The organism is Pseudomonas sp. MDT1-17, assembly GCF_054898105.1.
Map to the genome: position 1 here is coordinate 3,761,498 of NZ_JBUBVM010000001.1, position 26,462 is coordinate 3,787,959.

A 26,462-nucleotide genomic window follows, 5' to 3' on the forward strand; every position below is an offset into this window, starting at 1 on the left:
TCACCAAGCCTGGCCGCGGCGTTTGAGTTCCAGGCGACGAACGAACTCTTCCAACACCAGTGAATACAGATCGTCCTGTAAGTAAGCGTCTTCGATGCCGGCGTCCATGTTCGGGTTGTCGTTGACCTCGATCACCACCACTTTGTCGCCGGACTGCTTGAGGTCGACACCGTAGAGGCCATCGCCGATCAGGTTCGCAGTCTTCACCGCCAGTTCCACCACTGCCCGCGGGGCTTCGTGAACGGCCAGGGTGCGGCATTCGCCGTTGATGTCCTGGCCCTTGGCCTTGTGGTTGTAGATCTGCCAATGGCCCTTGGACATGAAGTACTGGCAGGCAAAGATCGGTTTTCGGTTAAGTACGCCGATGCGCCAGTCGTATTCGGTGTAGAAGAACTCCTGGGCCAGCAACAGCACGGAATGTTCAAACAGTTCGGCCGTGGCTTCGAGCAAGGCTTGCTGGCTTTCGACCTTGATCACACCCCGAGAGAAACAGCCGTCGGGAATTTTCAATACCAACGGGAAACCGAGGCGCTCGCCAACCCGCTCAAAGTCTTCCGGTCGCTCTTTGTAGAGAATCTCGGTGGCGGGCATGCCCAGTTGATGGCTCTTGAGCAGATCGGTCAGATACACCTTGTTGGTGCAACGCAGAATCGACGCCGGGTCGTCCATCACCACCAGCCCTTCGCTCTCGGCTTTCTTGGCAAAGCGGTAGGTGTGGTTGTCGACGCTTGTCGTCTCGCGGATCAGCAGCCCGTCGTATTCGGCAATACGCGCGTAGTCCTTGCGCTCAATCAGCTCGACGTCGATGCCCAACGTCTTGCCAACCCTGACGAAGTTATCCAGCGCCTTGGCATTTGACGGCGGCAACGCTTCCTGGGGATCGTGGAGGATCGCCAGGTCATAACGGGCCAATCGCCGGGAACGCGGCACGCGCCAGATCTTGCGACTGAAACTGTCGAGTGAGTTGGCAAACTGGTCTTCCTGATCTTCGCGCAACTTATGTAAGGCGCCGGACTTTATGCCCTCGATGTGCCAACCATTGGTTCGACGAAACTCAACTAACAATATCGGACACGGAAAGACTTCGAACAACTGTCGCGCCAGATCCTGCAGCGGCTCGATATGAGTCTTGCCAAAGTACAGTGTCAGGGTAAAGCCTTCGGTATCGCTGTAAAGATGATGACTGAGGGCTTTTTCCAGGGTTTTATCCAGATCATCCAGGGCCAGACCGTACAAGGATTTGCGAGTCAGTTCGCTGATAGTCCGCACCGACGGAATCACCTTGTGCCCACGGGCTTCGGCCAGCAGCGAGCAGTAATAACCGTGCCCCAGGTACTTGTAGCTGCGGCACAGATTGATCACCTGGACCCGCTTGCCCTGCTCGTTCGCACGGGTTTTTTCGAGGTATTCCTGGGCGCTGACAATGTCTTCACTGGGGAAGTAGGAGGCCCAGTCTTCCTTGCGTTCGACGATGATAATCAACTGGCTGGAAGTTCTAACTCCCTCACTTAAATAAGTTGCTGCCGGCGAAGTTTGCTCGGATACTTCGCGCCAATGACCCTGTACCGCTGACATAGTGATTGATCCGTTGGAGAACTAGACCTTTCCTATTAAGCACGAAGTTTTTCGAAAGTCCCGTTTCGTTACGCAACTTTTACGGTGGTCATATGAATCTGGTTTTTCGCCTGGCGGTCTTTGAAGACTTGCCGGCACTGCTGGAACTTGAACAACACTGTTTCACCACGGATCGGCTCACCCGTCGCAGTTTTCAATGGATGATCACTCGGGCCCACGGGCAACTGCTGGTAGCCCAGCGTGGCGAGAATCTGGTGGGTTACGCGGTCGTGCTGTTTCACCGCGGCACCTCGCTGGCTCGGCTCTATTCCATTGCAATCGCGACCGAGGCGCGCGGCAGCGGACTGGGCAAGCAGCTGCTTGACCGCATCGAAGCCTGTGCGCTTGAGCACGACTGCGCCTACCTGCGCCTGGAAGTACGTATCGACAACCCGGCGGCGATTGCCCTGTATGAGCGCAATGGTTACCGACGCTTTGCACTGATTCACGACTATTACCAGGACCATGCCGACGCGCTGCGCCTGGAAAAGCGCATCCTTCAGCACCGCGACTCACGCAATATCAAGGTGCCTTATTACCCGCAGACCACCGATTTCACCTGTGGCCCGGCCTGCCTGCTGATGGCCATGGGTGCACTGCAACAGGATCGAGTGCTGGAGCGCCGCGAAGAACTGCAGATCTGGCGCGAGGCGACCACCGTGTTCATGACCGCCGGCCACGGTGGCTGCAGCCCTCAAGGCCTTGCATTGGCGGCATCACGACGGGGGTTTCGGGTGGGCCTGCAACTGAGCATGGCCGGGCCATTGTTTCTCGATGGCGTGCGCGACGAGCATAAAAAAGACGTAATGCGTCTGGTGCACGAGGAGTTTACGCAGCAGTTGCAAGCCACTGACGTCGAACGGGTGATTGGGGCTCCACTGGATCTGCGCCGGTTGCTGGACACTGGCGGCCAGCCGTTGGTGCTGATCAGCAGTTATCGACTCACCCGCTCGAAGTCACCGCATTGGGTGATCGTCACCGATTGCGATGAAGAGTTCGTGTACCTGCACGACCCGGATGTCGACCACAGCCAGCATCGTCAGCCCATGGACTGCCAGCATTTGCCGGTCAGTCATGGGGAGTTCGACAAGATGTGCAGCTTCGGCCGGGGCAAGCTTCGGGCTGCGGTCATCCTCTATGCCCGAACGTGACTTAGGGCAAACCTTGTAATTGGATGGACTCGCCCAAGCCGAGGCGTCAATGCGCCACGGTGGCACGCACCTGGCCGAGGACATCTTCACCGGCAACCTGAAAGACCTGCTTGGCCAGATCGACCGCCAAGGTTGTGCAGGCCGACAAATCGGAAGAAGACAGGGATTGATCAATCGAACTATGATTTTTCATGGACTCGCCCTCGCTGTCGTTGGCTGTTTAGACTGCCTCCGTGGCGCATTGACGCCTCGGCTTGGGCGAGTCCATCCAATTACAGGAGATGGGTTACTTCAATCCAACTTTGTACAGCGCCCCGTCGTCCTCATCGGTCAACACATACAAATACCCGTCCGGCCCCTGCCGCACATCGCGAATACGTTTGTTGAGTTCGCCGAGCAAACGCTCTTCGTGCACCACTTTGTCGCCGTCAAACTGCAAGCGGATCAACTCCTGAGTCACCAGCGCGCCGATAAACACGTTGTGCTGCCAGGCCTTGAAGCGGTCAGCGTCGTAGAACGCCATGCCGCTGAGGCCGGGGGACTTTTCCCAGGCATGGTGCGGTGCGACGGTGCCTTCGGCGGATTTGCCGCTGGCTTCCGGTATCGGCTGGCCAGAATAGTTGATGCCGTGAGTTGCCATCGGCCAGCCATAGTTCTTGCCACGCTCGATGATGTTGATTTCGTCGCCACCCCGGGGACCGTGCTCGTTTTCCCAGAGAGTGCCGGTCCAGGGATTGAGGGCCGCGCCTTGCGGATTGCGTTGGCCATAGGACCAGATTTCCGGACGTACCCCGGGCTGACCGACAAAGGGGTTGTCATCTGGCACCTTGCCGTCCGGATAGATCCGCACGATCTTGCCTTGCAGCTTGTCGAGGTCCTGAGCAGTCGGACGGTCATTGTTCTCGCCAAGGGTGATGAACAGATAGCCGTCGCGGTCGAACACCAGGCGCGAACCAAAGTGGTTACCGACCGAAAGCTTGGGCTCCTGGCGAAAGATCACTTTGAAATCCTTGAGGGTCGTCAGGTCGTCAGACAGACGTCCGCGACCGACCGCCGTCCCGGCCTTGTCGCCCTTACCGCCACCTTCGGCATAAGACAGATAGACCGTGCGGTCTTGCTTGAAGTCAGGCGACAACACCACATCCAGCAGACCGCCCTGCCCCTTGGCCCACACCTTGGGTATGCCACTGAGCGGGGCGGAAAGTTTACCGTCGGCGCTGACCACCCGCAGGTTGCCGGGACGTTCGGTCACCAGCATCCCTTGGCCATCGGGCAGAAACGCCAAAGCCCAGGGATGTTCGAGCCCCTTGGTAATCGGCGTCACCTCAAGGGTGCCCTGTTCGCTTTTCAAATGCTGGGGCGGCGCCGCGAAAACGGGTGCCGTGGCGGTGATCAGTGCGCTGGCACACAGTGTGGTCAGAAGAGTCTTACGCAACATGCACGATTCCTTTTGTCGTTCGAATGGCTTGAAAAAATGCTGCCCAGCCGTTCAACGGTTGTTGGTGTCTGCGTCCCGATGGGGTGGATTGGGAATGAATGTCGGTGGGGCGGCGGGAGGCGGCCGGTTCTGGGGATAACGGTTGCCGACACCACGATTGTCAAGCGTCGGTGGGCGCGGCACCGGCACTGTATTCGGCCCACGGATGGCCGGCGCGCTGGGTTGCGTGCCTTGCATGCTGTTGGGATTGGCCCGGCGAATCGGGCTGTTGTAAGGATTGCTGGTGTTGCCCGTCGGGCTCTGGGCCAACAGCAATGTAGAAGCTGGCGCTGCGCTGTCGGCGTAGGCCAGATTGCTCAGCACGCCACTCAGCCCCAACGCGGTGCAGCCGAGCAAAAATCTGTTCATGGGGAGCCTCTCGACATCAGCGTGGATAGGGTCTTCGATAGCACGCTACGCCCGAGGTTCGGATTTGTTAACTAAAACCTCCTTCACAAGATGTAACACGAGTTGACCCCACTGCCGATCCGCCCGCAGGACCGGGCCGCAACCCGCTGAAACTTTTGCACAGTGTCACCGGTCACCTGAACATCACTCGCGAGAAGACGACAATGGCACGGGCAATCTGGAAAGGCGCAATCAGTTTCGGTCTGGTGCATATCCCTGTCGCGCTGGTCTCGGCGACGTCTTCTCAAGGGGTGGATTTCGACTGGCTCGACAGCCGCAGCATGGACCCGGTGGGCTACAAGCGCATCAACAAGGTCACCGGCAAGGAAGTCACCAAGGAACACATCGTTAAAGGCGTGCAGTACGAAAAGGGGCGGTATGTGGTCCTCAGCGAAGAGGAAATCAAGTCGGCGCACCCACTGTCGACTCAGACCATCGACATCTTTTCCTTTGTCGACAGCGAACAGATCCCTCTGCAAAACATCGACACGCCCTACTACCTCGCACCGGATAAACGCGGCGGCAAGGTGTATGCGCTGTTGCGCGAGACGCTCAGCAAAACCAACAAGGTCGCCCTCGCCCACGTCGTCTTGCATACCCGTCAGCATCTGGCGGCGCTGATGCCGCTGGAGTCAGCAATGGTGCTGGTGATGCTGCGCTGGCCTGCCGAGGTGCGAAGTCTGGATACGCTAGAGTTGGGCAGCGAAGTCACCAAGCCCGAACTGGCCAAGGGCGAACTCGATATGGCCAAACGTCTGGTTCAGGACATGAGCGCCGACTGGAAGCCCGAGGATTATCGCGACAGTTTTGAAGACAAAATCATGGCGCTGGTCGAGAAGAAGGCCAATGAAGGCAAGATCGAGGATGTCGAGTCGGCGACGGGTGAGGAAGAGCGCAAGACGGCGGATGTTATCGATTTGACCGAGTTGCTTAAACGCAGCCTTGGCGGCAAGAGTGCCGGTAAAGCCAAACCGGCCGCTATCAAAAAAGCCACGAAGACTTCTCGTGGCTGATTAAGCAATGCGTGTCAGTAAGTTACTGGTTGAAAGTGCCGGCCTCTTCGCGAGCAAGCCCGCTCCCACATTGGTCTTGTGAACGACACAGATCAAATGTGGGAGCGGGCTTGCTCGCGAAGGCGTCATACGCCACAACGCGGAAATCAGATCAGTACGAAAACCGCCAGCAATCCACCAAAAATCGCCCACTTTTCGAGGTAATAGAGTTTGCGGTTACGCTTCTTGAGCGCTTTACCGTGCAGGCGAATCTTGTAGATTTTGGCAAACAAGCGGTTGATACCGCCCGTCTTGTCACCCACGTCGTTCGGCGCGCCCGCCGCCGACATCACATTACGGCTGAACCAGCCATTGAACGCCGCCGCCCAGCGATACTTCATCGGGCGCTCAACGTCGCAGAACAGAATGATGCGGTTCTGCCGGGTGGTGTTTTCGGCGTAATGAATGAAAGTCTCGTCGAACATGACCGCTTCACCGTCGCGCCAGTGGTAGTTCTCGCCATCGACGTTGATGTAGCAACCGGCATCGTTCGGTGTTTCCAGGCCCAGGTGATAACGATAGGAACCGGCATAAGGATCGCGGTGACGGACCAGTTTCGAACCCGGTGGCAACTCGGCGAACATCGCGGCCTTGATCGAGCCGATGCTTTGCACCAGTTCGGTGGTACGCGGGCAGAGTTTCACGGCCGAAGGATGGCTGTCGCCGTACCACTTCAAGTAGAAACGTTTCCAGCCAGTCTTGAAAAACGAGTTGAAGCCAACGTCGTCGTATTGATTCGAGCGCTTGATCTCTCCGGCCTTGAGCAGGTTCTGGCCCTCGGCGCGAATTTCTTCCCAATGGTCCTGCAATGGACTCAGATCAGGGAAATCGGCCGGGTTGAGATAAGGTTTGTTGGGGATTTTCGAGAACAGATAAAGGAAGCAGTTGATCGGCGCCAGAAACGTCGAGTGGTCGCTCAGTTGGCGGCCCAGCTTGTGGCGCACGCGTCCGCGCAAGTGAACGTACGCAATGGATACAACGTAAATAGCGGCAATGATCAGTTTCACAGAAATCGTCACACGTCAGAAGTGAACAAACTGCGCCCCTTGCCGGGCAATCGGCCCAAAGGTCTCGGCATTTTAGCCACAGTTTGTAACCAATAGTTAACCTTCAACGGTGAAAATCTGTCCGCTGATGCTGCCAAAGCAGCCGTGCGGCCTTAACGCCCTATCGTTTAAAGAGCCAGACCAGTACAATCGCCGCCAAACATTACGCGCCCCCCTTGGTTGATGACGGGAATGAACCCCGTCTCAGCGCACTTCGACTCGGGCCAAGCGCTCCATATGCTGCTGTCCACTTATTGCCAGATGGACCTTCCGCTTCTGACCGGGATGCATTTCCTGTGGTTCGAATACCGGAAACGGGTACTGAATCGGTACTGCCGCAACCCTAGCTACTCTGAATGCTTCGCAGGAAAAACCTTTGATCTCTACAGCTAACATCACGATGCAGTTCGGCGCCAAGCCGCTATTCGAAAACGTTTCGGTCAAATTCGCCGCGGGCAACCGCTACGGCCTGATCGGCGCCAACGGTTGCGGCAAGTCGACTTTCATGAAAATCCTCGGCGACGACCTCGAGCCGTCCGGCGGCCAGGTCATGCTCGAGCCGAACGTGCGTCTGGGTAAATTGCGCCAGGACCAGTTCGCTTACGAAGAATTCACAGTGATCGATACCGTGATCATGGGTCACGAAGAGCTGTGGAAGGTCAAGGCCGAGCGCGACCGCATCTACTCGCTGCCGGAAATGACCGAAGAAGACGGCATGGCCGTGGCAGAGCTGGAAACCGAGTTCGCCGAAATGGACGGCTACACCGCCGAATCCCGTGCCGGCGAACTGTTGCTGGGCCTGGGTATCGGCATCGAGCAGCACTTCGGCCCGATGAGCGAAGTGTCCCCAGGCTGGAAACTGCGCGTATTGCTGGCTCAGGCGCTGTTCTCCGATCCTGAAGTGCTGTTGCTCGACGAACCGACCAACCACCTGGACATCAACACGATCCGCTGGCTGGAAAACATTCTGACCCAGCGCTCCAGCCTGATGATCATCATCTCTCACGACCGTCACTTCCTGAACAGCGTGTGCACCCACATGGCTGACCTGGATTACGGCGAGCTGCGCCTGTTCCCGGGCAACTACGACGAGTACATGACCGTGGCGACCCAGTCCCGCGAGCAACTGCTGTCGGACAACGCCAAGAAGAAAGCGCAGATCTCGGAACTGCAATCGTTCGTCAGCCGCTTCTCGGCCAACGCCTCGAAAGCCAAGCAGGCCACTTCCCGCGCCAAGGCGATCGACAAGATCCAGCTGGCCGAGGTCAAGCCTTCGAGCCGTGTGAGCCCGTTCATTCGCTTCGAGCAAACCAAGAAACTGCACCGTCAGGCGGTCATCGTCGAGCGCATGGCTAAAGGTTTCGACGGCAAACCGCTGTTCAAGGACTTCAGCTTCGTTGTTGAAGCTGGCGAGCGCGTCGCGATCATCGGCCCGAACGGTATCGGTAAAACCACCTTGCTGCGCACCCTGGTCAACGAACTGACCCCGGATGCCGGCACCGTGAAGTGGACCGACGCCGCGGAACTGGGCTACTACGCCCAGGACCACGCGCACGACTTCGAAGACGACTGCAACCTGTTCGACTGGATGGGCCAGTGGACCCAGGGCGGCGAGCAAATCGTTCGCGGCACCCTCGGCCGGATGCTGTTCTCCAACGACGAGATTCTGAAGTCGGTCAAGGTGATTTCCGGTGGTGAGCAAGGTCGCATGCTGTTCGGCAAGCTGATCCTGCAAAAGCCGAACGTGCTGATCATGGACGAACCGACCAACCACTTGGACATGGAATCCATCGAAGCGCTGAACCTGGCGCTGGAGAACTACCCGGGCACGCTGATCTTCGTCAGCCACGACCGTGAGTTCGTATCGTCCCTGGCCACCCGTATTATCGAGTTGAGCCCAAGTGGCGTGATCGACTTTAGCGGCACGTACGATGACTACCTGCGTAGTCAAGGCGTCGTTTTCTAAGCGTTCGCTTTAACTGAAAAGCCCTGTCCTGGTGACGGGGCTTTTTATTGCCTGCAGATCAAAAGATCGCAGGCTGCGCCAGCTCCTACCTTGGAATGCATACCCTTGTAGGAGCTGGCGCAGCCTGCGATCTTTTGATTTTCGTTAGCCTGCTTCCTTTTATTTGCAGCCCGCGCCATGATGCAGTTCTCCCACCGCCGCCCGCGAACGAGCCCTCATGTCTGCGCAGCAACTGCCACCACAAAGCTCCACGGCGATCACCCTGCAGATCGTCTCCATCGTCTTCTATACCTTTATTGCCTTCCTCTGCATCGGCCTGCCGATTGCGGTGTTGCCGGGGTATGTCCACGAACAGCTGGGTTTCAGCGCGATCATCGCGGGGCTGACCATTGGCTCGCAATACCTGGCCACCCTGCTCAGCCGCCCGATGGCCGGGCGTATGTCGGACAGCATCGGCACCAAGCGAGCGATTGTTTACGGCTTATCGGGGATTGTGTTGAGCGGCGTGCTGACGTTGATTTCAACGCTGCTGCAAAGCTTTCCGTTGCTGAGCCTGTTGGTCCTGATCGCTGGCCGATTGTTGCTGGGGATTGCCCAAGGCCTGATCGGGGTCGGCACCATCAGTTGGTGCATGGGCCAGGTGGGCGCTGAACACACCGCGCGATCGATCTCCTGGAACGGCATCGCCTCCTACGGCGCCATCGCCATTGGTGCGCCACTGGGGGTGGTGATGGTGGGTGAGCTGGGATTCGCCAGTCTTGGGATCGCGCTGTCGGTGTTGGCGCTGGCGGCGTTGTTGCTGATTCGAAACAAACCTTCGGTGCCGGTGATACGCGGCGAGCGCCTGCCGTTCTGGGCGGTGTTCGGACGCATTGCGCCGTTCGGCGCCAGCCTGAGCCTCGCCTCTATCGGCTACGGCACGTTGACCACCTTTATTACCCTGTATTACGTCAGCCGCGGCTGGGCCGGCGCAGCCTATTGCCTGACGGTGTTCGGTGTCTGTTTCATTCTGGCGCGGCTGTTGTTCATTTCCAGCATCAGCCGTTTCGGTGGATTCACCTCGGCCATTGCCTGCATGAGCATTGAAACGGTGGGACTTGCATTGCTATGGCTGGCGCCTTCGACCGGTTATGCGCTGATCGGCGCCGGCTTGACCGGGTTCGGTCTGTCGCTGGTGTATCCGGCGCTGGGGGTCGAAGCGATCAAGCAAGTGCCCAACTCCAGTCGCGGGGCGGGACTGAGTGCTTACGCGGTGTTTTTCGATCTGGCGCTGGCGATTGCCGGGCCGTTGATGGGCGCGGTGGCGTTGAACCTGGGGTACACGTGGATTTTCTTCAGCGCGGCGTTGTTGTCGGTAGCAGGATTGGGCCTGACACTGTTGTTGAAACGCCGTGCGATGAGCGCCTGATTACTGATCCGCGGTTTGCATCCCGGCCCGGGTCGGTTTGCCCAGAGCATGAGAAAAGAAACGTCCGGCTTCGGACACCAGGGTGCGATGGATGTCTTTGCGGTCGACGCCATCGGCATCGGTGCACAGCGCCGGCATGGCGATGATCTGCTCTTCGTTGCAAGGCGCCATGAACACGAAGTGCCCTGCCCCGGCCAGCAACTTGAAGTCCGGTGCTATCGGCAGTTTGCGCGCCAGGGCGGCGGCATTCTTGTCGAACGCCACCAGCTTGTCGCCGTCGCCGCTGTAGAGCAGCACCGGCACATGCACGTCGGCCAGGGTATGGCGGCCAAACTTCAGGCTCAGCGGCGCCATCAGCAGCAAGGCGCACACCCTAGGGTCAGCCACCGGTTGCAAGTCATCACGGTCGACAATCAATTCACCTTGGGTGTTGCAGGCATCGCGGTCGTCCGGGCGCTCCTGACAATAGCGACGCAGACGGTCCAGGTCTGGTGTCGAGCCGGACAGAATCAGCGCCGTCTCCCCTCCCGCCGAATAGCCGATCACTCCGACCTGATCGGCGTTGACGAAGGGCGCGAGCATACTTCGACCGTGTAGCCCTCGATTTTGCTGGAATGCTCCTGGTCGCTGGAGGGATAGAAGGCGATGGCGCGCATCGGCTGCAAGTCCAGCGGGTCGAGAAAACTCATCTCATGGAAGCCGGCGCTCCAGTGAGGATGCGGCGCAGGCGCGGCGTGCACTGTATTCAGGCTGCTGAGCAGGCAAATCAGTAACGTTGCACAAAGACGCACCATGGGAGGCTCCATCTGGTTACTTGACCGGAGACGGTAACCCTCGACTGCATAACTTGGGCCAGGAGATGAAACAGCCAGAAACAAAAAACTCCGCACCTGACACTTGCGTGATCAGAATACAGAGTTTTTCAGGTATTTCCCGCGCTGTTTGATTTCCTTTACGCAGGCCTTACGCGGCGGCGAACAACTGCTCGCTGATTTGCGTGTGAGCGTCGCTCATGGCTTTGGTGCGGACTTCGTCGCCGTAGGCAAGGCCATGGGCACGGACGAACTCGATGTCCGTGATACCGATGAAGCCGAACAGCACTTTCAAGTACTCTTCGTGAGCCACGCCAGTGGCCTGACCGGCATGCAGACCGCCGGAAGTCGATACGATAACGACTTTCTTGCCACCGCACAGGCCTTCTGGGCCGGCTTCGGTGTAGCGGAAGGTCTGACCGGCAACAGCGATGCGGTCGATCCAGGCCTTGAGTTGAGTCGGGATAGTGAAGTTGTACATCGGGGCTGCAATCACCACGGCATCGGCGGCGAGGAATTCGGCCAGCGTCGAGGCACTCAGATCGGCTTCATGCTGCTGGGCGGCGTTGCGCAGTTCAGCGGTAGTACCAGCGGCGACCAGGGTGGTGGCGGAAAAGTGGCTGATCGCATCAGCGGCCAGGTCGCGGTAGGTCACCACAGCAGCCGGCTCGGCAATTTGCCAGGCTTTAACGGTTTCACTGCTCAGCTGACGGGAAGCCGAGTTGTCACCAAGAATGCTTGAATCGATATGCAGCAGTTTCATGTGGGATCTCCAGGTGAGGATCGCTACGCGGCGATCTGATGGAGAGAATCCTACAGGCGAAACCAATAGATGATTAGACCGCAACAATGCGATAGTTCGTCCCACTGATAGAACAATCGAGCCCAACCATGCAAGACCTCAATGATCTTTACTATTTCGCCAAGGTGGTTGAAGCCGGTGGCTTCGCTGCGGCCGGGCGTCTGCTCGGGATTCCCAAGTCGCGGTTATCACGGCGCATCGCCGAGCTGGAAGAGCGCCTCGGCGCGCGTCTGTTGCAACGCACCACCCGACAACTGAAGCTGACCGCTGTGGGCGAACGCTACCTGCGGCACTGTCAGGCGATGCTGCTGGAAGCCGAGATGGCGGATGAAGCCGTCGCCAGCATGTCCAGCGAACCACGCGGACGTTTGCGGGTGTCCTGCCCCGTCGGGCTGGCCCACCAAATTCTGCCGACAGTGATTAGCGATTTCCTTGAAAAGTTTCCTCAGGTTCAACTGGAAGTCATGCTGCTCAACCGCCGCGTCGACCTGGTGACCGAGGGCGTCGATGTCGCACTGCGGGTGCGTGAGTTGGGCGATGAGGATCCGCTGTTGGTCACCCGACGTTTGCGCCAGGCGCAGATGGCGATGGTTGCCAGCCCTGCATTCTTGCACGGACGAGAAATCAACCACCCCGAAGACCTGAAGAACCTGCCGGTGCTCGGCGCCCTGGAAGCCGACCGCATGGTTCATATACGCATGCTCGACCAACAGGGCAAAAGCTGCGATCTCACCCTCGAAGCGCGACTGGGCATCGATGACTTTATCGTGCGCAAGGCCTGCACCCTCGCCGGCCAGGGTTTTACGATGCTGCCGATGATGTATTGCGAGCAGGAACTGGAAAACGGCTCGCTGGTGCAGTTGCTGCCCGACTGGTCGTTGCCTGGCGGCTGGCTGCAAGCGGTCTACCCTCATCGGCGCGGGGTGATGCCGGCCGTACGCGCCTGGCTCGACCATTTGATCGAATCATTCAATGCCTGTGGGGACCGATTGATATGAAGGCTGAGCGTATGAGCGAAGAGGACGTCGCGCAATTCTGTCTCGCACTGCCGGGTGCGCGGGAAGACTACAAATGGGGTGGCGTGCGGGTGTTTTCGATTGCGGGGAACAAGATGTTCGCCTTGCAGAATCTGCGGGGCGACTCCCTGGCCTTCAAGGTCGACAAGGACTTGTTTCTCGGTCATTGCGACCGCCCGGGAGTCCGCCCGGCGCCGTATCTGGCGCGGGCTCAGTGGATCATCATGGAAACGCCCTACCCTGTGGGCACCGAAGAGCTGCAAGGCTTGTTGCAACGTTCCCATCAATTGGTGGTGAGCAAGTTGCCCAAGCGTACCCAGGTCGGACTGCTGCTTTAAAACAGCGCCAGCAGATTGGCCCCCAGGAACAATTGATCGATCCAGAATATTTGATGCAGCAGCACGATCACCCAGAAGATCAGCTGAAACGACACTTTGCGCGTCTTGTGCCGAAACAGTTGCTGCGCCAGTAAGGCGCCCGGCCAGCCGCCGGCGAGTTCCACCGCATGCAGCACGTTCTCTGGCGTGCGCCAATGGTCGGCGCGAGCTTTGCGCTTGTCGCTCCAGTACAGGAAGAACGCCAGCACGCTGACGATCCCGTACGCCGCCAGGGGAATCACCGAAACCCCGCGCAGCCACAACGACATCGAGCCGAACAGCGGCAGCGCGCACAGGACCGCGAACACCAGCAGTTTCAGCTGAAGATTGCGGGTCTCTCCAGCGGGCTTGCGTCCGGGGTTGTTTCCCGCGCTGGCGTCATTCATGGCTTGACCGCGGTCCAGTCGACCCAGCCGAACTGCCAGGTGGCCAGGATGACCAGACCGAATGCGATGCGATACCAGGCAAACGCCGCATAGCTGTGGCTGCCGATGAACACGAGCAAGGCTCGAACGGCAATCATCGCGAAGATGAACGCCGTGACGAAACCGATCGCGAACACCGGAAAATCAGACGGAACGAACAGATCGCGATACTTGTAGCCCGAGTACACCGCCGCGCCGACCATGGTCGGCATCGCCAGGAAGAAGGAAAACTCGGTGGCGGTCTTGCGCGACAAGCCGAACAGCAAGCCGCCAATGATCGTCGAGCCGGAACGCGAGGTCCCGGGAATCATTGCCAGGCACTGGGCAAAGCCAACTTTCAGGGCGTCTTTCCAGGTGATTTCGTCGACGGTGTGAGCATGCACTTCATGCTGACGCTGCTCAGCCCACAGCATGACGATACCGCCCACGACCAACGCCGTGGCCACGGTGATCGGGTTGAACAGATACTCGTGGATCAGATCCGCGAAAATCACCCCCAATACCACGGCCGGCAGGAAGGCAATCAGCAGGTTCGCGGTAAAGCGTCGAGCGCTCGGCTGGGTCGGCAAACCGATGACCACGTCGAAGATCTTGCGGCGAAACTCCCACACCACCGCCAGGATCGCCCCCAACTGGATAATGATGTTGAAGGCCATGGCCCGATCGCCACCGAAGTCGAGCAGGTCAGCCACGATGATCTGGTGGCCGGTACTGGAAATCGGCAAAAATTCGGTCAGCCCTTCTACAACCCCAAGAATCAATGCCGAAAAGGCAGTCCAAAGATCCATCAATCCCCCAAGAAGCGATGCGCCATGGCATGCCCCGTTAATATTTTTTCCAGAACGTTGACTGCGGTCAGCGTCACTGCTGCACCGCGCACATAGAATCCGGACGAAACCATAAAAATTCCGTGAAAAATCAACTTAGATTCAGGTTTTTCCGTGCGGGGCCGAAATCCTAACAGACAAGTCCGATTAGCGCTGCCGCGTAATTGGACTTGGGTCGGATATGGCCGATTGGCAAAGTGTGGTTGGATGCTGGTGATCATTTATTACAAGAAAAAGAAACCGGAGTGACAGCGTTATGAACAGCTTGCGCAGTATGTCGATCAGCCGACGTTTGTGGCTCATTTTGATCGTGGCCGTGATGATGCTAATGACGTTGGGCGTCTTGATGCTCAAGCAGATTCACGATGACCTGTACCACGCCAAGGCTCAGAAAACCCAGCATGTGGTGCAAACCGCCAGCGGTATCCTGACCTATTACCACGATCTCGAAACCGCTGGCACGCTCACCCGCGATGCCGCGCAGAAGCAGGCACTGACGGCCGTTCGCGGTCTGCGCTATGACCAGAATGACTACTTCTGGATCAATGACCTGACGCCGGTGATGATCATGCACCCGGCCAACCCGAAACTCGATGGCCAGAACCTCTCGGCGATCCGCGACCCGGATGGCTTTGCCCTGTTTAACGAAATGGTCGCCGTCGCCAAGTCCAAGGGGGCCGGCACCGTCGACTATCGCTGGCCTAAACCGGGGGCCAGCGCGCCGGTAGAAAAAACGTCCTACGTCAAACTGTTCGAACCCTGGGGCTGGGTGATCGGTTCGGGCGTGTACATCGATGACATGCAGGCCGAGTTCTATGGCCAGGTCTGGAAGGCTTCGTTCTTTGGGCTGGTGATTGCCCTGATCATGGCGCTGCTGGTGATCCTGATTGCCCGCAGCATCGTGCGTCCACTGCAGGAAACTGTGAACGCCATGGCCAACATCGCCAGCGGCGAGAGCGACTTGACCCACAGCCTCGACACCCATGGCCAGGATGAAGTCACGCAACTGGCACGCCACTTCAACGCCTTCACCGCCAAGCTGCGACTGGTGATCAAAGAACTGCAAGTGTCCGCCAGTGCCCTGGGCCAGTCGTCCAGCGAACTGGGCAATGACGCCGCCCAGGCCCAGCAACGCAGCCAGCAGCAGTCCCAACAAATGGAATTGGTGGCCACCGCCATCAATGAAGTGACGTATGGCGTGCATGATGTTGCGAAAAATGCCGAGCACGCCGCCAGCGAAATGCGCGATGCCGAGTCACAGGCGCAGCAGGGCCAGGTCAATATCGATGGCAGCCTGCAACAGATCGACAAGTTGTCCTCCACCATCGATCAGGCGGTCGAAGTGATTCGCACCCTGGCCGCCGAAAGCACGCAGATCGGCAGCGTCCTCGAAGTGATCCGCTCCATCGCCGAGCAAACCAACCTGCTGGCCCTCAACGCGGCCATCGAAGCCGCCCGGGCCGGCGAGCAAGGTCGGGGTTTTGCCGTAGTGGCCGATGAAGTGCGACTGCTGGCCCAGCGTACCCAGAAATCCACGGCCGAGATCCAGTCGATGATCGAACGCCTGCAAAGTCATTCCGAAGCGGCGGTCAAAGTGATCGGCGACAGCAGCCGCGCATCGCAGTTGACCATCGAGCAGGCCGGCCTGGCGGGTGCAAGCCTGAATGCCATTGGCCAGGCGCTGCGCAATCTCAACGGGCTGAACGCCTCCATCGCCAGCGCGACCTTGCAACAGGCGCATGTGGTCGAGGACATCAACCAGAACGTCACCCAGGCAGCCGGTTTGTCCCACAGCACGGCGCTGGCGGCCGAACAGTCGAGCGTGGCCAGCGTTCATCTGAAGGAATTGAGTGAGCAATTGAACGGTCTACTGAAGCAGTTCCGGGTGTAACCGCCTTTGTAATTGGATGGACTCGCCCAAGCCGAGGCGTCAATGCGCCACGGTGGCAGTCTAAACAGCCAACGACAGCGAGGGCGAGTCCATGAAAAATCATAGTTCGATTGATCAATCCCTGTCTTCTTCCGATTTGTCGGCCTGCACAACCTTGGCGGTCGATCTGGCCAAGCAGGTCTTTCAGGTCGCCGGTGAAGATGTCCTCGGCCAGGTGCGCTATGAGCAGCGGATCAAGTCGCGTGAGGCGTTTTATGAGTTTCTCCAACAGTTACCGCCTCATGTCGTGGTTTTGATGGAAACCGGTCCGGGCGCTCAAGCCTGGGCCCGGCAGCTGCAAGACCAAGGCAATCTGGCGCGCATTCTTCCAGCCGGTTTGGTGGCCACACACCGCAGCGGGCCTAAAAATGATCGCAACGATGCGCTGGCGATTCTGCGGGCTGGTCGCGATGAAAAAATCTGCGCAGTACCGGTCAAAAGCGTTGCGGCGCTGGCAATGCAGGCGCTGCATCGCGCCCGTCAGGGCTATGTGCGTCGACGCACGGCGGTAAGTAATCAGATGCGCGGCCTGCTGCTCGAGCACGGCGTGGCCTTGGCGCAGGGCGATGTTGCGATCAGCCAGAAAATTCCGCGGGTACTGGAAGATGCTACCCAGCCGGTGCCTGGCCTGCTGCGTGAACTGATCGACGAACTGTTGGCCGAGTGGCGCCATTTGGGCGAGCGCATCAGCGTGCTGACGGGACGCCTGGAAGTGGCCGCCAACGCCGACATGACGGCGAAGCGACTGATGACTGTGCGCGGCATCGGCCCAGTCACTGCCACGGCACTGGTGGCCAAGGAAACCAAGCCTGAGCGATTTCCCAATGCCCGCAAGTTTGCCGCGTACTTTGGCATGGTGCCTGACCAGCACAGCAGCGGGCAGACGGTCCGGCTGGGGGACATGACCAAGCGAGGCGATGTTTATTTACGCAGCCTGATGATCCAGGGAGCCCATGCGGTGCTGCAACAACTACGACCTGATTCCCAGCAACCCGATGACCGCCGCTTGTTGCGCTGGATGAGCCGGCTGGGTCGTAAGGAGGCTGCGATCAGGCTAGCCAACCGCAACCTGCGAATCGTCTGGGTGCTTCTACAGAATGACCAGACTTATCGTCGCCACGCTGGTGATGGCCAGCAAGCGACGATGAGCCACTGAGCGACAGAGTTCTGCCACCGAGGTACTGACTGTCCGACCCTTTGCTGAAGAAAATTGACCCCAGGTAAGACCGGCGTGGATTGATGCCTTAGCTGCTACTGGCCTTCGAGGCCTGACTGTAATCGGCATACCACGAGCTTTTCCAATTTTGGCCAGAAGCCGAAGACGGCTTCCACGAATAGGCCTGATACATAGATGCAACGGGGCGACGGTTTTTTCAAAAGCGGGTAGACAGTGGGGGCGAGTCCATACATAGCAGCTGCCGAGCCCGCGAGGCTGCGTTCGGCTGCAAAGCAGTCGTGATCCGGCATCCTGAGACACCGCTGTGTCAGGATCTACGACTGCTACGCAGCCGAACGCAGCCTCGCGGGCTCGGCAGCTGCTACACAGGTCAGCGCACGCCGGTTCTACTCGGTAGCGACTACCGTTACAATCGCCGCCCTCTTCGACTTCCCCCAAGGAGCCTCCATGTCCGGGCTTGAACTGTTTGCCGCTGCCCTCGGTGTCATTGCCGTCTGGTTGACGGTCAAACAGAACCCCTGGTGCTGGCCGATCGGCCTGGTCATGGTGCTGCTTTATAGCTGGATCTTTTTTGAGGTGAAGCTTTACTCGGACATGCTGTTGCAGGTGATCTACGCCGCGTTGCAGCTCTATGGCTGGTGGCAGTGGACGCGCGTGGGGGACGCGCACCAAGGTCGGCAAGTCAGCCAACTCGACGGTAAATCGGTCGCTTTCAGCCTGGTCATTGGAGCGGTCGGCAGTCTGTTGCTGGGTGCTGCAATGGCGAACTGGACCGATGCCGCCCAACCCTGGCTCGATGCGGCGCTGACGGGTTTCAGCCTTGTGGCGCAGTTGTGGATGGCGCAAAAACGCGTTCAATGCTGGCCGCTGTGGATCGTCCTGGATGTGATCTTCGTCGGGTTGTTTATCTACAAAGCGCTGTACCTGACCGCCGGGCTCTACGCAATGTTCGCCTTGATTGCCGTGCAAGGCTGGCGGGAATGGCGCGCCGATCCGGCGTTGCGCACATGAAAGTTCTGGTGCTCACCGGTCCCGAATCCAGCGGAAAAAGCTGGCTTTCGAGTGAGATTCACGCCAACTTTGGCGGCATATTGGTCGGTGAGTACGTTCGGCACTTCATCGAAAGCGAAGCCCGCGAAACCTACTACGATGACATTTCATCCATAGCACAGGGCCAGCTGAATTGGGAAGATGACGCACGCGCCAAGCAACCGTCACTGTTGATTCTCGATACGCACCTCTTAAGCAACATCCTTTGGAGTCGCACTTTGTTTGGCGCTTGCCCGACGTGGATTGAGCAAGAATTGTTGGCACGGCACTACGACCTGCATTTGCTGCTGAGCCCTGAAACCGTGGCCTGGCATGACGACGGGCAGCGTTGCCAACCGCAACTGGCAGAACGTCAGGCGTTTTTCCAGGCCAGCCGCCAATGGCTTGACCTGCACCGCCAGCCTTGCCAGGTACTGCAAGGTGATTGGAAACAGCGCAAGGACGCAGCATTCGAGGCTGTGACGCGCTTGCTCAAGGCCTGACAGGGGTCCCCCGCCCCTGCCGAAAATGTCCATTCGTGAAACACCCACCCCTGCGCAAACCTGCGAGCTAAAGCGGCCCAAGCGCTGCGCCAAGAAAATGTTAAGCCACTGATACAACCTGCCTTAAGCGCCCTAAGCGAGCAATGTCGCCAGCATGGACGGCGCTTTTGCGTGGCTCTGTCTCGGTGGCGTTACAAAAATTCTTTGACCACCTCGACAATTAAAGCCAACCAACTGTTTTTAAAAGAAAAACAAAAACCGGCACACCTTCTGCTCTCTTCCTAGCAACGCTGATAAGGGTCCAGCGTTCCACTTACAGAAGGAATTGCCGCCGTGGGGAAATTTGATAAAAGCTTCTTTGGCTTTCTACTGATCGGATGCGCACTGGGCTCAAGTGTCTGCCTGCCTGTACAGGCTGACAACGGCATCATCATCATCAAACGTGATGTCCAACCGCGCATGGCAACCCGCCCGCCGTTGATGCCCGACCCTAGCCCCACGACCGTCAACGCCAACCCGTCCAAACAGACCCTCGCTCAAACCAACGAGTTGAGCGACGGTGACTTTGCCGGCGTCGCCAGTGGTGCAGGCATCTCCCGCCTGGTGACTCAAAACACCAATAACCTGGGCGGCAATATCAGCAACCAGACCCAGCTTTCCAACCTCCCCGCCGGGCGTTCGGGCAATTCCGGCAACGGCATTGCCAACATGGTCAATTCAAATGTCCAGCAGGGCCTGGGTGCTCTGAGAATCATGACGGGAGACCGTTAAGATGAATCGTACGTTGCTGATGATCGCCATGTTTTGCAGTGCATCGACCTTCGCCCAATCCCCCGTCATCAATAACGCCGACATCGACAATTCGGGCGCGCAGTACCAGGGCAACCTCGCGGTCAACCAGGCGGCCGGCGACCTGCAGCAACAGGCTAACGCCCGGGCCATCGCCAATGGCCGTGGCACCAGCGCGGCCACAGAGATTCGCCAACGGTTGCGCACCATTGTCGACCCCAAGATGGATGCCCACTCCAGCATTCAAGGCGACTCCTTCAGCCATGGCAATGGCGTGTTGGGTGTCAACCAGAGCGCGGGCGCCAGCAACCAGCAAGCTAATGCGCTGCGGATCAGCATCAGTGCACAGCCGCAAAGTATCGACGACAGCGTCCTCATGCAACAGAACGTGACGCTGCTCTACAACTCCGATCCAACTGACTCTGCACCAGGCTATCGCCAGGTCACTACCAGTGACCAGGCTTTCACCGGTAGCCGTGGGGTGATCCAGTTGAATCAGAGCGCCGGGGTGGGAAACCGAACTGCCAACACTCTGAGCGTACGGGTCATGGATTGACCCAAACAGGTAAGAACAACACTTAACCTAAAATAAGTACGGAGAATCACCATGAAACCTTCGATGGCAATAAAGCCTCTGGTTTTTGCAATTGCTGCGGTCTTGGCTGTTGCTGCACAAGCTGGTCAGAACGATCGACGTGGTGGCAACCACACCCCTCGTCCAATATGGATCCAAACCGACGCGACCGCCAATGCGAGCGATAGGCAGAACAGTACCGGCAACCGCGTCTACAACGAAGGGACTCAGAACTCAGCCGAGATGAGCAGCTCTGGCTCAGGTTCGAGCGGCAACGTCGGCATCAACGTGGCAGCAGGCGCGGGCAACCAACAAGACAACGCGGCCGCCATCGCAAACGCTGGCTCCGACTCCAGTCTCGATAACAGCTTCGTGTTCGGCCATGCCAACGCCAGCGCTAGAGTCCAGCAACACAGCAACAACAACAAGGTCTACAACCACGGCACCACAAACTCTGCCGTTATGAGCGGATCGGCCGATGGCAGCAACGGCAATATGGGGATCAACATTGCTGGCGGCGACCTTAACCAACAGAAAAACACCATGGCAATTGCCAACTCCAACTCCCCGCTGGGTAGCGCAAGAGCCACCGCCTCTGCCAATCAAAACGGTCCTGGCCTGACAGTGAATAACAACGCCGATCGGACGTACCGTGTGGATACGATTACGGTTACCAACACGGCCAGCGGTAGCTTCTCTAAAGATAAGTCATTCGAGATTAGCGGCAGTGAAAGCGCTTCTTCGAGTTGGGCCGCTGCCGGTTCCAACAGCTCTAATAGCAGCGGTTCCCTAAGCATTGATGTAAGCGGTTCTTCCGCCAGCAATGCGAATGGTTCCAACAGCAGTTCTGCGAGCGGTTCTAACAGCAGTTCTGCGAGCGGTTCCAACAGCAGTAGTGCAAGCGGTTCTTCGAGTGCATCCTTGAGCGCTTCCTTGGGCGCTACTTTGGACGTTGAGAGGGCGGCTTCCAGTTCCACTACCGTCAACAATGGCTTTGGCGATCGCACCCGCAGCAGGAGTTCCGAGGCATCGCTTAGCGCATCGCTTGACGCAACGCTTGACGTAGCGGTAGACAAATCGTTCGAAAAATCGCGCGAATCCTCGTTCGACATTTCTCGCGACTCCTCGTATGACAAATCGCATGACTCCTCGTACGACAAATCGCGCAATTCCTCGTTCGAAAAATCGTTCGATAAGTCGTTCGAGAAATCGAACGCCTCCTCGTTCGAAAAATCGGCCAGTCAATCGTCCGAATCCGAGTTCGCAAAAGCGGGAAGCTTCAGTGAGAGCAGTTCATTTGATTTGAGCAACACCTATTCCTATCAAGTGCTGACTCCAACTGGCTGGGCCAACCCTGTGACCAACACTGCAACCCTGAGCGGTTCGGTGAATGGCGGCAGTGGCAACCTGGGGGTCAACGTGGCTGCCGGTGTGGGTAACCAACAAAGCAACTCGCTGGCCATTGCCAACCAATCGTTCTAATTGCTGTCTCTGGAGGCCCCCTTATGGGGGCCTTTTTTCAACACAACCAGAAGGCATCCCACTATGCGCATTATCGCCTTGGCATTTTTGCTTTGCGTGACCAGTGTGAGCGAGGCTGCACAAATGCCACTTTCCGTTCTGCCGAGCGGCGCGTTGGTGTACAAGCCGATCCAGAGCGTACGCGAGCGCAAATTTTCCGACCTGGTGCAACAGAAAACCGACTTCAGTTGCGGCGCGGCTGCGCTGGCGACCATATTGCGCCAGGCCTATTGGCTGGACGTAAACGAAGAACAAATCATCGAAGGCATGCTGGAACACTCCGATCAAGATCTTGTCCGCGTCCAGGGCTTCTCCATGCTCGACATGAAGCATTACGTGGAAAGTATCGGTATGCGGGCCCGTGGCTACCGGGTAGCGCCGGAAACGTTGAGCGAAATCAAGATTCCGGTGGTGGTGCTCTTGGATATCCGTGGCTACAAACATTTTGTGGTCATGCAAAGAGTCCATAACGGCTGGGTCTATATCGGAGACCCAGTACTCGGTCATAAACGTTACAAAGTCGACGACTTTGTCAAAGGCTGGAACGGCATCATCTTTGCGGTCATCGGCCAGGGCTACGACAAAACCAATGCCTTGCTCGACCCGCCCCTGCCACTGACCGCCAAGAACCGCGTCAACACCTTCAACCCGGTGCAAGACGCAGAGTTGATGGATTTCGGATTCATCCAAAGCGACTTCTTCTAATAACAAGGGGCATGACGCTCCGGGAGTATCCAATGAAGACTCCAATCTGGCTGGCCGTGGTTTGCCTGGCCGCCAGCCTGCCGACCCATGCAGAGACATTCAAACCCATTGAACTGAACGACCAGGAGTTGGCAAGCCTGCGAGGCCGCTATGTCATGCCGGGACGGATTATCAGTTTCGGCATTGCCATGACCAGCACTTGGCAAAATGCCAACGGTGAAGTGATCGGGGCAACTTCCTCGATGCAAATTCAACAATCGACCATCAAGCCACAGTTCTATGTGTCGATGATCGACGAAAAAAGCAATGGCTCAACGCGTACGCAAGGCACCGGTACCGGTACCGTCACGGGCGGCAGCGGCCTCAACAGCACCGAAGGCGTCACTCAAGTCGTGCGGGCTGCCGGCGACAACAACACGGCCTACAACTACGTTGATATCACCGTCACAAAGGCGAACCAGGCGCCAGCAACACAACAGCAGGGCGAGGCATTAGCAGCAGGCTCGACGATGGTCGGGGCCAATGGCGCGGGATCGCTGAGCGTTTCCTCGATCGGTACGGGTGTGCAACTCAACATCGTGGCCAACAACAACCAGGGCAGTACCGTACAACGCCTGGGCCAGGGTGGACTGATGCAGAACACGACTTTGCTGGGCAGTAGCAACCAGGTCAGGAACTTCACGTCCTTCAATGTCGTGCTGCGTGACAACGTGGCGTCAGCCGGTTCGTTCAACGGCAACCTGGACCAGCTCAAAGGTCTTCGCACTCAAGGATTCTGATCTACGCTCAGTCTCATCATATGTAGTCAGAAGGGACGGCGAACCCATGCACCGATCGTTAACGTTCAGAGTTATCGTTTGTTTAAGTAGCCTGGCCCCGGCCCCATTGCTATACGCAGCATCGGACCCCCAGGTCGAAGCACTAAAACAAGAACTCATGGAGTTGAAACAGCGTTACGAAGCACAACAGAACGCGCTGATGGTACTCGAACAGCGCGTTCGCCAAGTCGAAGAAGCACCTGCGACACCGGCTCCCAAACGCCTGACCAAATCCCCCGCCGAAACGCCCAGGAGTGGCCAGACAGTGGCTGCAGGCGCACCCGGAACCACGGGCAGTTCCTATGGGCAGTCGCTCAAGGATGATTCGGAACCGGCACAAAGCGTTTCCAACCTGTACGACGAAGCCAGCGGCTTCTTCGGTGGCGGGAGGTTCAGCCTCGAAACCGGCTTGACCTACACGCACTACGATACCCGGGCGCTGACGCTAAATGGCTTTCTGGCACTGGACTCGATTTTTCTCGGCAACATCAACCTCGACCGTATCAAGGCCGACAACTGGACCCTGGACCTGACCGCCCGCTACAACACTGGACAACGCTGGCAGTTCGACATTAACGTCCCCGTGGTTTATCGCGAATCAACGTATTCCTCCGGTGGCGCCGGTGGCGCAGGCCCGGTGACGTCGGACGCAACCGTTACCCGCGACCCAACCATCGGCGATGTGAACGTTGGCGTCGCCTACAAGTTTCTGGATGAGTCGGCCAACCTGCCTGACGCGGTCGCTACACTGCGCGTCAAGGCACCGACCGGTGATGATCCTTACGGGATCAAACTGGTCAATGATCCAAGCAACGATAACCTCTCGGTACCCGAGGACTTGCCGACCGGCAATGGTGTCTGGTCGATCACCCCGGGTATCTCGCTGGTCAAGACCTTCGACCCGGCCGTGCTGTTCGGCAGCCTGTCCTACACCTACAACATGGAAGACTCTTTCAGCGACATCAGCCCTCAGGTCAACTCCAAGGTGCCCGGGGACGTGAAGCTGGGCGATTCCTGGCAGGTCGGCGCCGGCATTGCATTTGCCTTGAACGAGAGGATGAGTATGTCGTTCTCGTTCACCGACCAGTTCGCCCGCAAGAGCAAGATCAAACCGGACGGTGGCGATTGGCAATCGATTTCCAACAGCGATTACAACTCGGCCAACTTCAACATCGGCATGACCCTGGCAGCAACCGATAACCTGACGATCGTTCCCAACCTGTCCATCGGCCTGACCGACGACTCGCCAGACTTTTCCTTCAGCCTGAAGTTCCCGTATTACTTCTAATCCACAACGACAAAGCCCCGCTGCGACTTCAATCCCAGCGGGTTTTTTTTTGTTGTAGATCAAAAGATCGCAGCCTTCGGCAGCTCCTACATTGGGATGCGTTCACCCTGTAGGAGCTGCCGAAGGCTGCGATCTTTTGATCTTTAGATTTTGCGTCTAACGTATCTGATGCTTGTGCAACAAACGGTAGAAGGTAGGCCTGGATATCCCCAGCACCTTGGCAGCGTTACTCAAATTATCGCTGTGGCGGTTCAGTACATCGCACAAGGCCTGGCGCTCTGCCCGGTGCTTGTAGTTTTCCAGCGTGCCCATCGGCGCGGCAACGGCCTGCTGACTGATCAGCCCCAGGTCTCGCGCTTCGATCTGTCGGCCTTCAGCCAGTACCAACCCGCGACGTACCCGGTTGGCCAGCTCGCGAACATTACCCGGCCAGTCATGCTTGCCCATGGCAATCAAGGCGTCTTCACTGAAGCTGCGCGGACGACGGCCGGTTTCATGGCTGTAGAAGTGGGAAAAGTGGTTGGCCAGCATCGACAGATCGCCATTGCGCTCACGCAGAGGCGCGGTCGCGACCTGCAACACGTTCAGGCGATAATACAGATCTTCGCGAAAGCGTTTCTTCTCGATCGCGGCCTCGAGATCGACATGGGTCGCGGCCAACACCCGCACATCCACGGGAATCGGCTGACTGCCACCCACCCGCTCGATGTGCTTTTCCTGGAGGAAACGCAACAGGTTCGCCTGCAACTCCAGAGGCAAATCACCTATTTCGTCGAGAAACAGCGTGCCGCCATTGGCCGCTTCGATCCGTCCGACCTTGCGTTGATGGGCGCCGGTAAAGGCACCTTTCTCGTGACCAAACAGTTCGGACTGGATCAAGTGTTCGGGGATTGCGCCGCAATTGATCGCGACAAAAGGTTTGCTGTGACGCAGGGATTGTCGATGGAGCGTGCGGGCGACCAGTTCTTTGCCGGTACCGCTTTCACCCCGGATCAATACCGGAGACTCGGTGGGCGCCAGCTTGCTCAGCAACTTGCGCAGTTCGCGAATGGGTTTGCTGTCGCCCAGCAGTTCGTGCTCCGGTTGATCGATGTGAACCGTGCCCTGCCCACGCAGGCGTGCCATCCCGAATGCTCGGCCCAGCGTCACCTGAACCCGGGCCACATCGAATGGCAAGGTATGGAAATCGAAGAACCATTCGCAGACAAAATCTCCGACATTCTGCAATCGCAGGACTTCCTGGTTGAGTACGGCGATCCACTCGGTGCCGCTACGGCTGATCAGCTCTTTAACGGCTTCCGGGTGTTCGAGATGAAAAGGCTGCAAACGCAACAGGCCGACATCGCAGGTTTTGTCGCCAGCATTTTCCAGGGTACAGCTGTCAACGTCCCAACCCACAGAGCGCAAACCCGGCAGCAGACGATGACAGTCGTCGCAAGGGTCCACTACTAACAGACGTCGTAAGGCAGGCACTTCGATCATGACTGTTCCTTGGCGCCAAATTTAGGAAATATTATTAAAAACAGTCGTTTGGCGGACCTGGCTGTAACGTTAGCAAGCATTTGACGTGACCTTGTACCGTTTGACTATAGGTCTGTTGCGTTATTAGTTATAAGAAGCAAACTTGTTAGTTACCTATCGAGTTAAACCTTTCATTCAGCTTTCAAAACCTGTCTGAACCTTGAGCCCATGAAAGAAAGTTGAAATTTTTTTTTAATTGTATGTGACCCGCCCCATGGTTGAGGGC

Annotated in this window: 25 protein-coding genes and 1 pseudogene; 16 read left to right on the plus strand and 10 right to left on the minus strand. The window is 57.8% G+C overall.

The window, feature by feature from the left end; genetic code table 11:
- Complete coding sequence (locus ACYZTX_RS17380) at positions 1-1,575, minus strand: RimK family protein (RefSeq protein WP_462035106.1); 1,575 nt, start codon at positions 1,573-1,575, stop codon at positions 1-3.
- Between the two features lie 92 nt (positions 1,576-1,667).
- On the opposite strand from ACYZTX_RS17380, the gene rimI reads away from it, so the two are divergent.
- The gene (rimI, locus tag ACYZTX_RS17385) at positions 1,668-2,765 is read left to right on the plus strand and encodes a ribosomal protein S18-alanine N-acetyltransferase (protein ID WP_462035107.1); all 1,098 of its coding nucleotides are present in this window, start codon (positions 1,668-1,670) and stop codon (positions 2,763-2,765) included.
- A 46-nt stretch (positions 2,766-2,811) separates the two neighbouring features.
- On the opposite strand, the gene ACYZTX_RS17390 is transcribed toward rimI, so the two are convergent.
- The 3 genes from ACYZTX_RS17390 to ACYZTX_RS17400 form a co-directional block, all read right to left on the minus strand.
- Positions 2,812-2,958, minus strand: a complete 147-nt coding sequence (locus ACYZTX_RS17390) for a hypothetical protein (RefSeq protein ID WP_462035108.1) — start codon at positions 2,956-2,958, stop codon at positions 2,812-2,814.
- Positions 2,959-3,051: 93 nt separating this feature from the next.
- Positions 3,052-4,203 carry a PQQ-dependent sugar dehydrogenase gene (locus ACYZTX_RS17395; protein ID WP_462035109.1) on the minus strand — a complete coding sequence of 384 codons (1,152 nt, stop codon included), beginning with the start codon at positions 4,201-4,203 and terminating at the stop codon, positions 3,052-3,054.
- 51 nt (positions 4,204-4,254) lie between these two features.
- Positions 4,255-4,611 (minus strand): hypothetical protein, encoded by a 357-nt coding sequence (locus tag ACYZTX_RS17400; protein ID WP_462035110.1) that lies wholly within the window; start codon positions 4,609-4,611, stop codon positions 4,255-4,257.
- A 203-nt stretch (positions 4,612-4,814) separates the two neighbouring features.
- Between ACYZTX_RS17400 and ku the strand changes: the two genes are divergently transcribed.
- Complete coding sequence (gene ku, locus ACYZTX_RS17405; RefSeq protein WP_462035111.1) at positions 4,815-5,663, plus strand: non-homologous end joining protein Ku; 849 nt, start codon at positions 4,815-4,817, stop codon at positions 5,661-5,663.
- 146 nt (positions 5,664-5,809) lie between these two features.
- Here ku and lpxO read toward each other — a convergent pair whose 3' ends face one another.
- Positions 5,810-6,709 (minus strand): lipid A hydroxylase LpxO, encoded by a 900-nt coding sequence (gene lpxO / locus ACYZTX_RS17410; RefSeq protein ID WP_462035112.1) that lies wholly within the window; start codon positions 6,707-6,709, stop codon positions 5,810-5,812.
- A gap of 415 nt (positions 6,710-7,124) precedes the next feature.
- Between lpxO and ACYZTX_RS17415 the strand changes: the two genes are divergently transcribed.
- Both ACYZTX_RS17415 and ACYZTX_RS17420 read left to right on the plus strand, forming a co-directional pair.
- A complete protein-coding gene (locus ACYZTX_RS17415; RefSeq protein WP_462035113.1) occupies positions 7,125-8,714 on the plus strand; it encodes an ABC-F family ATPase in 1,590 nt (529 codons plus the stop codon).
- 217 nt (positions 8,715-8,931) lie between these two features.
- Entirely contained in the window at positions 8,932-10,122 is a 1,191-nt protein-coding gene (locus ACYZTX_RS17420) for an MFS transporter (RefSeq protein WP_462035114.1), read from the plus strand.
- Here the strand turns inward: ACYZTX_RS17420 and ACYZTX_RS17425 are convergent.
- Together ACYZTX_RS17425 and ACYZTX_RS17430 are read right to left on the minus strand one after the other, a co-directional pair.
- Positions 10,123-10,916: pseudogene (locus ACYZTX_RS17425) on the minus strand (alpha/beta hydrolase family protein).
- A 169-nt stretch (positions 10,917-11,085) separates the two neighbouring features.
- Entirely contained in the window at positions 11,086-11,697 is a 612-nt protein-coding gene (locus ACYZTX_RS17430) for an FMN-dependent NADH-azoreductase (protein WP_462035115.1), read from the minus strand.
- A 128-nt stretch (positions 11,698-11,825) separates the two neighbouring features.
- Between ACYZTX_RS17430 and ACYZTX_RS17435 the strand changes: the two genes are divergently transcribed.
- Both ACYZTX_RS17435 and ACYZTX_RS17440 read left to right on the plus strand, forming a co-directional pair.
- On the plus strand, positions 11,826-12,734 hold the full coding sequence (locus ACYZTX_RS17435) for a LysR substrate-binding domain-containing protein (protein WP_462035116.1): 909 nt from the start codon (positions 11,826-11,828) through the stop codon (positions 12,732-12,734).
- Entirely contained in the window at positions 12,731-13,090 is a 360-nt protein-coding gene (locus ACYZTX_RS17440) for an MmcQ/YjbR family DNA-binding protein (protein ID WP_462035117.1), read from the plus strand. Before ACYZTX_RS17435 ends, ACYZTX_RS17440 begins: the two co-directional genes overlap by 4 nt.
- Here the strand turns inward: ACYZTX_RS17440 and ACYZTX_RS17445 are convergent.
- On the minus strand, positions 13,087-13,515 hold the full coding sequence (locus tag ACYZTX_RS17445) for a DUF1294 domain-containing protein (RefSeq protein WP_462035118.1): 429 nt from the start codon (positions 13,513-13,515) through the stop codon (positions 13,087-13,089). The genes ACYZTX_RS17440 and ACYZTX_RS17445 overlap by 4 nt on opposite strands.
- Positions 13,512-14,342 (minus strand): undecaprenyl-diphosphate phosphatase, encoded by an 831-nt coding sequence (locus ACYZTX_RS17450; protein WP_462035119.1) that lies wholly within the window; start codon positions 14,340-14,342, stop codon positions 13,512-13,514. Before ACYZTX_RS17450 ends, ACYZTX_RS17445 begins: the two co-directional genes overlap by 4 nt.
- Positions 14,343-14,637: 295 nt before the next feature.
- Here ACYZTX_RS17450 and ACYZTX_RS17455 point away from each other — a divergent pair, with 295 nt between their 5' ends.
- From ACYZTX_RS17455 to ACYZTX_RS17500, 10 genes are all read left to right on the plus strand, one after another.
- The gene (locus tag ACYZTX_RS17455; protein ID WP_462035120.1) at positions 14,638-16,272 is read left to right on the plus strand and encodes a methyl-accepting chemotaxis protein; all 1,635 of its coding nucleotides are present in this window, start codon (positions 14,638-14,640) and stop codon (positions 16,270-16,272) included.
- A 136-nt stretch (positions 16,273-16,408) separates the two neighbouring features.
- Positions 16,409-17,467, plus strand: a complete 1,059-nt coding sequence (locus tag ACYZTX_RS17460; RefSeq protein ID WP_461972970.1) for an IS110 family RNA-guided transposase — start codon at positions 16,409-16,411, stop codon at positions 17,465-17,467.
- A 468-nt stretch (positions 17,468-17,935) separates the two neighbouring features.
- A complete protein-coding gene (gene pnuC, locus ACYZTX_RS17465; RefSeq protein WP_462035121.1) occupies positions 17,936-18,499 on the plus strand; it encodes a nicotinamide riboside transporter PnuC in 564 nt (187 codons plus the stop codon).
- A complete protein-coding gene (locus tag ACYZTX_RS17470) occupies positions 18,496-19,020 on the plus strand; it encodes an AAA family ATPase (protein ID WP_462035122.1) in 525 nt (174 codons plus the stop codon). Before pnuC ends, ACYZTX_RS17470 begins: the two co-directional genes overlap by 4 nt.
- A gap of 333 nt (positions 19,021-19,353) precedes the next feature.
- The gene (locus tag ACYZTX_RS17475) at positions 19,354-19,791 is read left to right on the plus strand and encodes a hypothetical protein (RefSeq protein WP_462035123.1); all 438 of its coding nucleotides are present in this window, start codon (positions 19,354-19,356) and stop codon (positions 19,789-19,791) included.
- 1 nt (position 19,792) lies between these two features.
- Positions 19,793-20,365 carry an adhesin gene (locus tag ACYZTX_RS17480; protein ID WP_462035124.1) on the plus strand — a complete coding sequence of 191 codons (573 nt, stop codon included), beginning with the start codon at positions 19,793-19,795 and terminating at the stop codon, positions 20,363-20,365.
- A 51-nt stretch (positions 20,366-20,416) separates the two neighbouring features.
- Complete coding sequence (locus ACYZTX_RS17485) at positions 20,417-21,865, plus strand: heme utilization protein (RefSeq protein ID WP_462035125.1); 1,449 nt, start codon at positions 20,417-20,419, stop codon at positions 21,863-21,865.
- Between the two features lie 63 nt (positions 21,866-21,928).
- The gene (locus ACYZTX_RS17490) at positions 21,929-22,609 is read left to right on the plus strand and encodes a C39 family peptidase (RefSeq protein WP_462035126.1); all 681 of its coding nucleotides are present in this window, start codon (positions 21,929-21,931) and stop codon (positions 22,607-22,609) included.
- 32 nt (positions 22,610-22,641) lie between these two features.
- On the plus strand, positions 22,642-23,388 hold the full coding sequence (locus ACYZTX_RS17495; protein WP_462035127.1) for a hypothetical protein: 747 nt from the start codon (positions 22,642-22,644) through the stop codon (positions 23,386-23,388).
- A 46-nt stretch (positions 23,389-23,434) separates the two neighbouring features.
- Positions 23,435-24,715, plus strand: a complete 1,281-nt coding sequence (locus tag ACYZTX_RS17500) for a coiled-coil domain-containing protein (RefSeq protein WP_462035128.1) — start codon at positions 23,435-23,437, stop codon at positions 24,713-24,715.
- A 156-nt stretch (positions 24,716-24,871) separates the two neighbouring features.
- On the opposite strand, the gene ACYZTX_RS17505 is transcribed toward ACYZTX_RS17500, so the two are convergent.
- Positions 24,872-26,197 carry a sigma-54 dependent transcriptional regulator gene (locus tag ACYZTX_RS17505; RefSeq protein ID WP_462035129.1) on the minus strand — a complete coding sequence of 442 codons (1,326 nt, stop codon included), beginning with the start codon at positions 26,195-26,197 and terminating at the stop codon, positions 24,872-24,874.
- Positions 26,198-26,462: the final 265 nt, after the last annotated feature.

Excerpts from the sequence above, each read along its gene's own strand:
- ACYZTX_RS17380 (WP_462035106.1), bottom strand. The coding sequence starts at position 1,575 with ATGTCAGCGGTACAGGGTCATTGGCGCGAAGTATCCGAGCAAACTTCG.
- rimI (WP_462035107.1), top strand. The coding sequence starts at position 1,668 with ATGAATCTGGTTTTTCGCCTGGCGGTCTTTGAAGACTTGCCGGCACTG.
- ACYZTX_RS17390 (WP_462035108.1), bottom strand. The coding sequence starts at position 2,958 with ATGAAAAATCATAGTTCGATTGATCAATCCCTGTCTTCTTCCGATTTG.
- ACYZTX_RS17395 (WP_462035109.1), bottom strand. The coding sequence starts at position 4,203 with ATGTTGCGTAAGACTCTTCTGACCACACTGTGTGCCAGCGCACTGATC.
- ACYZTX_RS17400 (WP_462035110.1), bottom strand. The coding sequence starts at position 4,611 with ATGAACAGATTTTTGCTCGGCTGCACCGCGTTGGGGCTGAGTGGCGTG.
- ku (WP_462035111.1), top strand. The coding sequence starts at position 4,815 with ATGGCACGGGCAATCTGGAAAGGCGCAATCAGTTTCGGTCTGGTGCAT.
- ACYZTX_RS17420 (WP_462035114.1), top strand. The coding sequence starts at position 8,932 with ATGTCTGCGCAGCAACTGCCACCACAAAGCTCCACGGCGATCACCCTG.
- ACYZTX_RS17430 (WP_462035115.1), bottom strand. The coding sequence starts at position 11,697 with ATGAAACTGCTGCATATCGATTCAAGCATTCTTGGTGACAACTCGGCT.
- ACYZTX_RS17435 (WP_462035116.1), top strand. The coding sequence starts at position 11,826 with ATGCAAGACCTCAATGATCTTTACTATTTCGCCAAGGTGGTTGAAGCC.
- ACYZTX_RS17440 (WP_462035117.1), top strand. The coding sequence starts at position 12,731 with ATGAAGGCTGAGCGTATGAGCGAAGAGGACGTCGCGCAATTCTGTCTC.
- ACYZTX_RS17445 (WP_462035118.1), bottom strand. The coding sequence starts at position 13,515 with ATGAATGACGCCAGCGCGGGAAACAACCCCGGACGCAAGCCCGCTGGA.
- ACYZTX_RS17450 (WP_462035119.1), bottom strand. The coding sequence starts at position 14,342 with ATGGATCTTTGGACTGCCTTTTCGGCATTGATTCTTGGGGTTGTAGAA.
- ACYZTX_RS17455 (WP_462035120.1), top strand. The coding sequence starts at position 14,638 with ATGAACAGCTTGCGCAGTATGTCGATCAGCCGACGTTTGTGGCTCATT.
- pnuC (WP_462035121.1), top strand. The coding sequence starts at position 17,936 with ATGTCCGGGCTTGAACTGTTTGCCGCTGCCCTCGGTGTCATTGCCGTC.
- ACYZTX_RS17470 (WP_462035122.1), top strand. The coding sequence starts at position 18,496 with ATGAAAGTTCTGGTGCTCACCGGTCCCGAATCCAGCGGAAAAAGCTGG.
- ACYZTX_RS17480 (WP_462035124.1), top strand. The coding sequence starts at position 19,793 with ATGAATCGTACGTTGCTGATGATCGCCATGTTTTGCAGTGCATCGACC.
- ACYZTX_RS17485 (WP_462035125.1), top strand. The coding sequence starts at position 20,417 with ATGAAACCTTCGATGGCAATAAAGCCTCTGGTTTTTGCAATTGCTGCG.
- ACYZTX_RS17490 (WP_462035126.1), top strand. The coding sequence starts at position 21,929 with ATGCGCATTATCGCCTTGGCATTTTTGCTTTGCGTGACCAGTGTGAGC.
- ACYZTX_RS17495 (WP_462035127.1), top strand. The coding sequence starts at position 22,642 with ATGAAGACTCCAATCTGGCTGGCCGTGGTTTGCCTGGCCGCCAGCCTG.
- ACYZTX_RS17500 (WP_462035128.1), top strand. The coding sequence starts at position 23,435 with ATGCACCGATCGTTAACGTTCAGAGTTATCGTTTGTTTAAGTAGCCTG.
- ACYZTX_RS17505 (WP_462035129.1), bottom strand. The coding sequence starts at position 26,197 with ATGATCGAAGTGCCTGCCTTACGACGTCTGTTAGTAGTGGACCCTTGC.